At 70.4% G+C, this 10,511-nt stretch carries 9 protein-coding genes and 1 tRNA gene; 5 read left to right on the plus strand and 5 right to left on the minus strand.

The genetic code is table 11. From position 1 onward, the window contains the following. Nucleotides 1-127 precede the first annotated feature (127 nt). From GX015_RS07695 to pgm, 4 genes are all read right to left on the minus strand, one after another. Nucleotides 128-200 (minus strand) — tRNA-Ala (locus GX015_RS07695). A 127-nt stretch (nt 201-327) separates the two neighbouring features. Continuing rightward, on the minus strand, nt 328-1,056 hold the full coding sequence (locus tag GX015_RS07700) for a thioredoxin domain-containing protein (RefSeq protein WP_291344112.1): 729 nt from the start codon (nt 1,054-1,056) through the stop codon (nt 328-330). 45 nt (nt 1,057-1,101) lie between these two features. Further along, the gene (locus GX015_RS07705; RefSeq protein WP_291344114.1) at nt 1,102-1,542 is read right to left on the minus strand and encodes a MauE/DoxX family redox-associated membrane protein; all 441 of its coding nucleotides are present in this window, start codon (nt 1,540-1,542) and stop codon (nt 1,102-1,104) included. A 13-nt stretch (nt 1,543-1,555) separates the two neighbouring features. Further along, complete coding sequence (gene pgm / locus GX015_RS07710; protein WP_291344115.1) at nt 1,556-3,211, minus strand: phosphoglucomutase (alpha-D-glucose-1,6-bisphosphate-dependent); 1,656 nt, start codon at nt 3,209-3,211, stop codon at nt 1,556-1,558. Nucleotides 3,212-3,349: 138 nt separating this feature from the next. On the opposite strand from pgm, the gene GX015_RS07715 reads away from it, so the two are divergent. The 4 genes from GX015_RS07715 to GX015_RS07730 all read left to right on the plus strand — a co-directional run bounded on the left by GX015_RS07715 (nt 3,350) and on the right by GX015_RS07730 (nt 8,422). Beyond that, nucleotides 3,350-3,754 carry a CrcB family protein gene (locus GX015_RS07715; RefSeq protein ID WP_291344117.1) on the plus strand — a complete coding sequence of 135 codons (405 nt, stop codon included), beginning with the start codon at nt 3,350-3,352 and terminating at the stop codon, nt 3,752-3,754. After that, nucleotides 3,744-4,112, plus strand: a complete 369-nt coding sequence (locus tag GX015_RS07720) for a CrcB family protein (RefSeq protein ID WP_278827888.1) — start codon at nt 3,744-3,746, stop codon at nt 4,110-4,112. Before GX015_RS07715 ends, GX015_RS07720 begins: the two co-directional genes overlap by 11 nt. Before the next feature lie 101 nt (nt 4,113-4,213). Continuing rightward, nucleotides 4,214-5,614: a sodium:alanine symporter family protein gene (locus tag GX015_RS07725; protein WP_291344118.1), complete on the plus strand. Its 1,401-nt coding sequence runs from the start codon at nt 4,214-4,216 to the stop codon at nt 5,612-5,614. Between the two features lie 51 nt (nt 5,615-5,665). Next, nucleotides 5,666-8,422: an HAD-IC family P-type ATPase gene (locus tag GX015_RS07730; protein WP_291344119.1), complete on the plus strand. Its 2,757-nt coding sequence runs from the start codon at nt 5,666-5,668 to the stop codon at nt 8,420-8,422. Here the strand turns inward: GX015_RS07730 and GX015_RS07735 are convergent. Then, nucleotides 8,409-9,431, minus strand: coding sequence for a PDZ domain-containing protein (locus GX015_RS07735; protein ID WP_291344120.1), 1,023 nt, complete (start codon nt 9,429-9,431; stop codon nt 8,409-8,411). The two genes, GX015_RS07730 and GX015_RS07735, sit on opposite strands and share 14 nt — an antisense overlap. A gap of 104 nt (nt 9,432-9,535) precedes the next feature. On the opposite strand from GX015_RS07735, the gene GX015_RS07740 reads away from it, so the two are divergent. Further along, on the plus strand, nt 9,536-10,511 hold a 976-nt coding region (locus tag GX015_RS07740), incomplete at its 3' end, for a zinc-dependent metalloprotease (RefSeq protein WP_291344121.1).

Below are 10,511 nucleotides of genomic sequence, written 5' to 3' on the forward strand. Positions count from 1 at the left end.
AAGGGGACTCGAACCCCTGACCCCCACACTGCCAGTGTGGTGCGCTACCAGCTGCGCCATAGCCCCGTATCAAGTTGTGTTTCCGCGATCTCTCGCGGCCACGGGAAAGCGGCGAACCGTTTTCCAGTGGAGCTAAGGGGACTCGAACCCCTGACCCCCACACTGCCAGTGTGGTGCGCTACCAGCTGCGCCATAGCCCCGTATTCATTCCGCGGCGGCACCTTCCGGCGCTCGCTTCGGACTCCCTGTAAATTACACGGCCACCCGGGGATTACCCAAATCCCCAGGTGGCCGTCACATCCCCCGTTCGCGCGGATTGGCGCGGAACTAGGCCTTGCCGGCCTCGAGCGCGGCCTTGACCCAGTCGCCCAGGGTGCCGTTCTCCTTCGGGGTGACGTCTTCGCCGTCGACGATGACGTGCGGCGAGGAAATCGAGCCGATGATGCCGTTGAGCTTTTCGCCGTTGGCGGTGCCCACCTCCGCTGCGGCGTCGAGGTCGAGGCCGTTGCGGACGTCGTCGACGACCTCCGACGGGGCGTCCATCGCCTCGAGGCGCTCGGCGAACTGCTCGTCGTCCCAGCGCGACGCGGCCTGGATGTCCTCCATCAGCAGGGCATGGAAGTTCCAGAACAGCTTCGCGTCGCCGGATTCGGCGATGCGCTGCATGACGGCCAGGGCCTTGGTGGAGTGCCCCGCGTTGCCGCGATCCAGGAAGTTCAGGGTGTGGTACTCGACGACGAGCTCGCCGTCGTTGAGCGCCTGCAGCTGATCGGCGTGGCCGCCCTGCGCCATTTCGGCGCAGTAGGAGCACGAGTAGTCCTCGTAGACCTCGGCGACGACGGCGTCATCGCCGGCGTCGTCCGCCGCGAGGCGGACGATGTTGCCGTCGGCCTGGACCGAGAACGACACGTCCTCGTCGGGCAGGCCCTCGATCGGCTGGTTGCGCCCCATGTACAGGACGACGCCGATGACCACGGCGACGATGGCGATGAGGGCGATGATGCCGACGATGAAGCCGGAGCCCTTCTCATTCGGATTCTTGATTTTCTGGCTCACGGATCACACGATAGCGGCCCGTCGCCCGCAGGTCACGTGCGGGAATCAGGGGCGCACGGCGAACCGGGTGAACGGGCGCCACGCCGTCCACGCGGCCATGGCCAGGAACAGCACGTCCCGGCCGATCGACGTGAGGTAGGACGCCGGTCCGGCGTCGGCGTCGTAGCCGCCCCCGCCGAAGCACCCGCAGTCGATGCTCAGCCCCCGCGCCCACGCGGACGCGACGCCGAGGATGAAGCCGGCCAGGATGATCGCCGAGGCCACGCCCGCCCAGCGCAGGAACACGCCGAGCAGCAGCATCAGCCCCAGCACCAGCTCCATCGACGGCAGCGCCACCGCCAGGAGGTCGATGAGCGAATCCGGCAGCAGTTCATAGGCCGCGATGGCCTGCCTGCTGTCCAGAGGATTGAGCAGCTTCACCGCCCCGGACCACAGCCACACGGCGGCGAGCCCGAAGCGGGCGATGAAGCTGATCAGGTTGAGCATCCCCTGGGCCGATCTACGAGCCCAGGACCTGGGAGACGACGTCCTGCGCCTCGGCCTGCACCTGCTTGAGGTGGTCGGCGCCCTTGAAGGACTCCGCGTAGATCTTGTACTTGTCCTCGGTGCCCGACGGGCGCGCGGCGAACCAGGCGTTCTCGGTGGTCACCTTCAGGCCGCCGATGGCCGCGCCGTTGCCGGGGGCCTCGGTGAGCTTGGCGGTGATCGGCTCGCCGGCCAGGGTCTCGGCGGTGACCTGCTCGGGCGACAGCTTCTTCAGGATCGCCTTCTGCTCGCGGTTGGCGTCGGCGTCGGTGCGCGCGTAGGCGGGGGCGCCGAACTTGTCGGCCAGCTCCGTGTAGCGCTGCGACGGGGTCTTGCCGGTCACCGCGATGATCTCGGCGGCGAGCAGGTCCATGATCAGGCCGTCCTTGTCGGTGGACCAGACGGTGCCGTCGTGGCGCAGGAAGGACGCGCCGGCGGACTCCTCGCCGCCGAAGCCGACGGTGCCGTCCATGAGGCCGGGCACGAACCACTTGAAGCCGACCGGCACCTCGACGAGCTTTCGGCCCAGGTCGGCGACCACGCGGTCGACCATCGAGGACGACACCAGGGTCTTGCCCACGGCCGTGTCGGAGGCCCAGCCCGGGCGGTTGGCGAAGAGGTAATCGATGGCCACGGCCAGGTAGTGGTTCGGGTTCATCAGCCCGGCGTCCGGGGTGACGATGCCGTGGCGGTCGGCGTCGGCGTCGTTGCCGGTCGAAATGTCGAACTTCTCGCGGTTGCCGATCAGCGACGCCATGGCGTTCGGGCTGGAGCAGTCCATGCGGATCTTGCCGTCGGTGTCGAGCGTCATGAACCGCCACGTGGCGTCGACAAGCGGGTTGACCACCGCCAGGTCCAGGCCGTGGGCGTCGGCGATGGCGCCCCAGTAGTCGACGGACGCGCCGCCCATCGGGTCGGCGCCGATCTTCACGCCGGCGTCGCGGATGGCGTCGAGGTTGACCACGCTGGGCAGGTCGGCGACGTAGTTGTTCAGGTAGTCGTGCTTGACCACCAGGTCGCCGGCCTTCTCCACCGACTGGCGCTTGACGCCGTCGAGCCCCGCGGCCAGGTAGTCGTTGGCGCGCGCCGCGATCCAGTCGGTGGCGTCGGCGTCGGCCGGGCCGCCGGTGGGCGGGTTGTACTTGAAGCCGCCGTCGCGGGGCGGGTTGTGCGAGGGGGTGACCACGATGCCGTCGGCGCGGCGCTTGTCGGAGCCGTTCGGGCCGCCGTCGAGGTCGCGGTTGTGCCGCAGGATCGCGTGGCTGACGGCCGGCGTCGGGGTGTAGCGGCCCTGCGCGTCGACCATGACGGTGACGCCGTTGGCGGTCAGCACCTCCAGCGCGGAGATCATGGCCGGCTCCGACAGCCCATGGGTGTCGCGGCCGATGTACAGCGGCCCCCCGATGCCCTGGCCGGTGCGGTAGTCGACGATCGCCTGGGTGGTGGCGTGGATGTGGTCCTCGTTGAACGCGGTGTCCAGCGACGATCCGCGGTGGCCGGAGGTTCCGAAGGACACCGCCTGATCGGGGTCGCCCGGCTCGGGGTGGCGGGTGTAGTACGCGGTCACCAGCTCGGCGACGTCGATCAGATCCTGGGGCTGGGCGAGCTGCCCGGCGCGATCGTGGGCCATGGGGTCCTCCTGCTGTCGTGCCACCGTACGGGCCCGTTCCCGGCCGATGGGGCGTTAACCGTTTCCCCTCCAGTGTTCCCCTTTTCACGGGCGGCCGCAGGGCGGGACCGGCCATCCGGGGGAGGTAGCATGCGCGGGGTGACCACGTGCACCCCTTCCCCGGCCGGCGAGACCGATCGCGGGCGGCCCCGCGCCTACGCGTTGGTCGCCGCGGGGTCGGCCCTGGGTGCGGTCCTGCGCGTGCTGGCCGGTTGGTCGATGGGTTCCCTGCTTGACGACGCCTGGTCCACCGTGATCGTCAACGTCGCCGGGTGTTTCGCAATCGGAGTCGTGGCGGGTCTGGCGGCGCGCCGGCCGGCGATGGCGCGGTGGTGGCCGCTGCTCGGCCCGGGCCTGCTGGGCGGATTCACCACGTTCTCCGCGTTCGTCGTGCTTCTCGACGGCGCCTCCGAACTCGAAGCGGCGCTTCTGGCCGTCGTCACGCTGGGCCTGTGCCCCCTGGCCGCGTGGCTGGGCGAGAAAGCGGCGACCCGTGCCAACTGACTCCCCCGCGACCGCCGTGTTCCACCTGCTCCTCGTCGCCGCCGGTGCGGCGATCGGCGGCATGGCCCGGTACTGGTTCGGCGAGATCTCCGGCCGCGTGGCGTGCAGCGCGCTGCCGGGGACGTTCTTCGCCAACGTCGTGGCCTGCGGCGTCGCCGGTCTGGCGTGGTCGCTGTGGGGCGACGGGACCCTGGCGTGGGCCGCCGTCGGCGCGGGCTTCGCCGGGGCGCTGTCGACGTGGTCGACGCTGGCGCGCGAGATCGGCGAATTGTCGCGGACCCGCTCGTGGTGGGCGGTGGGTTATCCCGTGCTGACCATCGTCACCGGATCGGCGGCCGCGGGACTTTTCCTCGGCTGACCCGTTTCGGGGGCGTTAAAAACGCGCGCCCCGCGTTAAATCCCGCGTCCGACCGGCCGTTCGCGTCCGAACCGGGGTGGCGGGGCTGTAACTTCTCCCCCATGAACGAATTCTTCAGTGCCCTGGACTCATTCGTCTGGAGCCCCCTCCTTCTCATCCCGCTGCTGTTGGGCACGGGCCTGTGGCTGACCATCCGCCTCGGCGGCGTGCAGCTGCGCATGCTCGGCCCGTCCCTGCGCCTGGGCCTCATCGACCGCAAGGACGACGGCGGCGAGGGCGACATCTCCCAGTACCAGGCGCTGGCCACCGCGCTGGCCGCGACCGTCGGCGTCGGCAACATCGTCGGCGTCGCCACGGCCATCGGCATCGGCGGCCCGGGCGCCCTGTTCTGGATGTGGGTCACCGGCCTCGTCGGCATGGCGTCCAAGTACGGCGAGGCGTTCCTCGGCGTCAAGTTCCGCACCACCGACGCCGCGGGCGAGCAGTCCGGCGGCCCGCAGTACTACCTGAAGAAGGCCATCCCGAACACCTTCGGCAAGGTCCTGGCCTACACGTTCGCCATCTTCGCGGCCATCGCCGCGTTCGGCATCGGCAACCTAACCCAGGGCAACGCCGTCGCCACCAACCTGGAGAACTCGTTCGGTCTTCCGGTGCAGGCGACCGGCGCCATCATGTTCATCCTGGTCGGCGCGGTGCTCATCGGCGGCATCAAGTCCATCGGCCGGTTCACCGCCGCCTTCGTGCCCATGATGATCATCCTGTACATCGCCGCCGCGATCTGGGTGCTCGTGGCCAACGTCGCCGACATCCCCGCCGCCCTCGCCCTGATCTTCACCGACGCGTTCACCGGCACCTCCGCCGTCGGCGGCTTCGCCGGCGCGGGCATCATCCTGGCCATCCAGATGGGCGTCGCCCGCGGCCTGTTCTCCAACGAGTCCGGCATGGGCTCGGGCGCCATCGCCGCCGCGGCCGCGACCACCACCCACCCGGTGCGCCAGGGCCTGGTCTCCATGACCCAGACCTTCATCGACACCCTCATCGTCGTGTCCTTCACGGGCCTGGTCATCATCACCACCGGCGCCTGGGAGGAGGGCGGCGAGGATCCCGGTTCCATGACCGCCCGCGCGTTCTCCGAGGGCCTGCCCGGCACCATCGGCGGGGATCTGGTGACCCTGTCCATCGTCTTCTTCGCCTTCTCCACGATGCTCGGCTGGTCCTACTACGGCGAGCGCGCCTTCGAATCGCTGGTCGGCCGCATGGGCACCGTCCCCTACCGCTTCGTGTTCACCTGCGTCGTCTACCTCGGCGCGGTCACCGAACTGGAGACCGTGTGGGCCTTCGCCTCGGCCCTCAACGGCCTGATGGCCCTGCCGAACCTCATCGGCCTGGTGATCCTGTCGGGCCTCATCGCCCGCGAAACCAAGGCGTACCTGGACTTCGACCCGCAGCTGCGGGCGTCGGCGAAGGAAGTCGCCGAGTGGGAGCGCCACCGCGTCTCCTAGGCGCGCCCCGGCCCCGGGCCCGATCCGCCGTTCGCGGATAGCCTGGGGCCGATGTCCGCACACGAGCCCCATGCCCTGCCCGGATCCGAAGCCCTGTCCCTGGTCGATTCGTCCGAATCTGGATTGACCTCGACGGATGCTTCACGACGCCTCGGCGTCCACGGCCCCAACGCGTTGCCCGAACCGGAACGCGCGGGGGCCGTCCGCCGTTTTCTGGGCCATTTCAACGATCCGCTGATCTACGTGCTCATCGGCGCGGCGGTGGTCACGGCACTGATGCGGCATTGGATCGACACCGCCGTCATCGTGCTGGTGGTGGTGATCAACGCGCTCATCGGCTTCATCCAGGAGGGGCAGGCCGAGAAGGCGCTGGAGGGGCTGCGGAACATGCTCACGGCATCGGCGCGGGTGCTTCGCGACGGCTCTCCGACCACGGTCCCGGCCGATGAGCTGGTGCCCGGCGACGTCGTCGTGCTCGGCGCCGGCGACCGCGTGCCCGCGGATCTGCGTCTGCTGCGCACCTCCGATCTGCGCGTCGACGAGTCGCCGCTGACCGGCGAATCCGAGCCGGTGACCAAGGGCGCCGACCCCGTGACCGCCGACGCCGGCATCGGCGACCGCACGTCCATGGCGTTTTCCGGCACCCTCGCCGTGGCGGGCACCGGGTCGGGCGTCGTCGTCGGCACCGGCCGCGGCACCGAGATCGGCCGCATCGACCAGATGCTCGGCGACGTGCAGACGCTGGAAACGCCGCTCACGAAGTCGATGGCGAAGTTCGGCACGCAGCTGACGGTCCTCGTCGTCGGGCTCGCGGTGCTGCTCATGGCGGTGTCCCGCCTGGTCCACGGGTCGGCGCTGATCGACGTCGGGCTGCAGGCCATCAGTTTCGCCGTCGCCGCGATCCCCGAGGGACTGCCGGCCGTCATGGCCATCGCCCTGGCCCGCGGCGTGCAGGTCATGGCCCGCCGCAACTCCATCACCCGCAAGCTCGGCGCGGTGGAGACCCTCGGGTCGGTGTCGGTGATCTGCACCGACAAGACCGGCACCCTGACCAAGAACGAAATGACGGTCCGCGAAGCGTTCGTCGCCGCCGGACCGGTCCCCGTCTCCGGCACCGGTTACTCCCCCGACGGCGACCTGTCCGGGCCCGTCTCCGACGACCCGGCCGTGCGCATGCTGGCCGCCATCGCCGACCGCGCCAACGAATCGGAGGTGCAGGAAATCCCCGCCACCGGGTCGGCGGACTCCCGCTGGACGCTCGTCGGCGAACCGACCGACGGCGCGCTGCGCGTCTTCGCGCTCAAGGCCGGTCACCACCGCGGCACAGACGACCGCGTCAGCGACGTGCCCTTCAACTCCGACAACAAGTGGATGGCCGTCTACGACGACGCCCCCGCACCCGCGGACCTGCCACCCGCCCCGTGCCCCGCACCGCCGGACGGTGGCGACGCGGTGACCGGCACGGTCCTGCTCAAGGGCGCCCCCGACCGCCTGCTGGACATGTGCACCCGCGAACTCGGCCCCGCCGGCGAAGTCCGGGACCTGGACCGGGGCTTCTGGGACGCCGCAATCGACCGTTTGTCGGACCAGGGCCTGCGCGTGCTGGCGGGCGCATGCCGCCGCGCCGGGACGTCGGAAAGCGACGGGGACCTCGACGAAAACGACGTCGCTCTCGGCGAGTTCACGTTCGTGGGGCTCTACGGCATCATCGACCCGCCGCGGTCCGAGGCCATCGAGGCCGTGGCGCGGTGCCGGGCCGCCGGCATCCGCGTGAAGATGATCACCGGCGACCACGCCGGCACCGCCTCCGCCATCGCCCGCGAAATGGGCATCGGCGACCCCGATCCGGCCACCGGGGCGATCCCCGCCATCACCGGCCCCGAACTCGAGCGCATGGACGACGCCGCACTCGCCCGCGCGGCCGCCGACCACGACGTCTTCGCCCGCACCTCCCCCGAGCACAAGCTGCGGTTGGTCGGCGGGCTGCAATCGCGCGGCGACGTGGTGTCCATGACCGGCGACGGCGTCAACGACGCCCCCGCCCTCAAACGCGCCGACGTCGGCGTGGCCATGGGCATCAAGGGCACCGAGGCGACGAAGGAAGCCGCCGACATCGTGCTGGCCGACGACAACTTCTCCTCCATCGCCCACGCCGTGCGCGAGGGGCGCGCCATCTACGACAACCTGCGCAAGACGATCATCTACATGCTGCCCACCAACGGCAGCGAGGCCCTGGTCATGTTCGTCGCGGTCATGGCGAACCTGACGCTGCCGCTGACGCCGCTGCAGATCCTGTGGGTCAACATGGTCTGCGCCGTCACCCTCGGCGTCGCGCTGGCCTTCGAGGACCCCGAGCCCGACGTCATGGACCGGCCGCCGCGCGACCCCGGGGCATCGCTTCTCGACGCCATGGCGGGGATCCGCATCGTCGTGGTGTCGTTGCTGCTCGGCGGCGTGACCATGGCGCTGTTCTACGTGGCGCTGGACCAGGGCGCGGAGCTGGGCACCGCGCGGACGCTGGCCGTCAACGTGCTGGTCGTCGGCCAGATCTGGTACCTGTTCAACGCCCGCCACCTGCGCGAGCACAGCTTCCGTGCCGACCTGTTCACCACCAACCCGGTGTCATGGATCGCCGTCGGCGCGCTGATCGCGCTGCAGCTGCTGTTCACCTACGCGCCGTTCATGCAGGCGGCGTTCGGCTCGGCGCCGCTGGATGCGGCGCACTGGGGCCTCATCGCCGCCATCGGCGCGGCGCTGTTCCTGGTCATCGAGGGCGAAAAGGCCCTCGGCCGGCTCATCCGCAGGTAGGGGCGGCGTTCGGGTCGCCGAGGGCGTCGACCGCCGCATCGAGCGTGCCGACGCTGATCAGCTTCATGTCGCCGGCCTCGGCGGTCAGCGCCTCGGAGCAGTTCTCGGAGGGCACCAGGAACATCTCCGCCCCACCCTCCCGGGCCGCGGCGATCTTGTGGGTGATGCCGCCGATCGGGCCGACCACGCCGACGCCGTCGATGGACCCGGTGCCCGCGATGGTCCGGCCGTCGGTGAGGTCGCCCGGGCTGAGCTTGTCCACCACGGCCAGCGACAGCATCAGCCCGGCCGACGGCCCGCCGACGCCGGAGACGTTGTACTCCACCTTCACGTCGCCCTTCGGCTGCGCGGCCATGCCGATGCCCAGGAAGGCAGTCGAGTCGTCGTCCGGGTGCTCGCCCAGCTCGACCTCGATCGACTCCTCCCTTCCATCCCGCACGACGTCGAGCGTCACGCGGTCGCCGGGCGCATGGCCGGCGACCGTGCGCTGCAGCGTCTCCGGGCGGTCGACCTCCTCGCCGTCGATGGCGCGCAACACGTCGCCCTCCTCCAGCACGCCCTCGGCCGCACCGCCCTCGGACACCAGAGCGACGGTCACCTCGATGGGCAGCCCCAGCTGGCGCAGCGCCGACGCGGTGGCATTGGCCTCCGAGTCGGAGAACATCAGGGCGTTGCGCTCCTTGACGTCGTCCTGGCTCAGCCCCGGGGGGAACACGGCCTCGATGGGCACGACCCGCTGATCCGGGTCCGCCCACATGCCCATCACCTGCGCCAGCGACAGCCTGTGCTGGACGGCGACGGTGGTCATGTTCAGCTCGCCGCCCGACGGGTCCGGGTCGCCGCCGCGCACCACGACCGCCTCATTTCCCTCGATGTCGCCGAGGACGTCGAAAAGCGGCCCGGGGCCCTCGGCCGCGAACGGGACGGGCACGGCGGGAGACGACAGCACGGCCGCCAGCGCCAGGATCGGCGCGGCGCCGACGAGGAGAGTTCTGGTGCGGCGATTCACGAACGCCAACCCTACCGGTCGATCGTGTTCGCCCTGCGCGAGCATCGCCCCGAACCTGCCCATGATCAGTGACCCCGCCACCCTGCGCCGGTACGGTTGGGGACATGAGTGGACAGGGATTCGGATTCTCGCCCGACGACGATGACGAGCGCGACAAGGACCGCGGCAATGGCGGCTCCGGCGGCCAGAACCCCTTCGGTGACTTCGGTTTCTTCGGGTTCCCGATGGGCGGCCAGCCGGGCCAGGGTGGCCCGGGCGGCCAGGGCTTCGGCGATTTCCTCAACCAGCTGGGCCAGATGATGTCCGGCATGGGCCAGCAGATGGACGGCCAGGGCGGCGCCCCGGTCGACCATTCCGTCACCGAGCGCATCGCGCGCCAGCGCATCGGCCAGGTCGCGCCGGTGCGCGATTCGGAACGGGAGGCGCTCGCCGACGCCCTCCGCCTCGCCGAGCTGTGGCTCGACGAAGCCACGTCGCTGCCCGCCGGCGCGAACCGCGCCGAGGGGTGGAATTCCCTGCAGTGGCTCGAGCACACCATGCCGACGTGGAAGCGCATCGTCGACCCGGTCGCCGAGCAGATGGCCGAGGCGTCGGTCGCCGGTATGCCGGAGCAGGCGCGCGAGATGATGGGCCCCATGCTGGGGATGATGGGCCGGATGAATTCCATGAACTTCGGCGCCCAGCTCGGCGGCGCACTGGCGGACCTGGCCAAGGACGCCCTGACCGCGTCCGACCTGGGCCTGCCGCTGCACACCACCGGTGCGGCGGCCCTGCTGCCGACGCATCTGACGGCCCTGGCCGAGGAACTGGAGCTGCCGGCCCGCGAGCTGTACGTCTACGCCGCCGCCCGCGAGGCCGCCCACCAGCGCCTCTACGATCGCGTGCCGTGGCTGGCGGAGCGGATGATCTCCTCCGTCGAGGAATACGCGTCGGGCCTGGTCATGGACTACTCCGGCGTGGAAGAAGCCGCCCGCGGCCTGGACCTGGAGTCGATGCAGGATCCGTCGAAGCTGCAGGAGGCGATGTCCGCCATGCAGAACATGGACCTGTCGCCGAAGATCACGTCGGCCAACCAGCATG

Source organism: Corynebacterium sp. (assembly GCF_012837295.1).
GTDB lineage: Bacteria > Actinomycetota > Actinomycetes > Mycobacteriales > Mycobacteriaceae > Corynebacterium.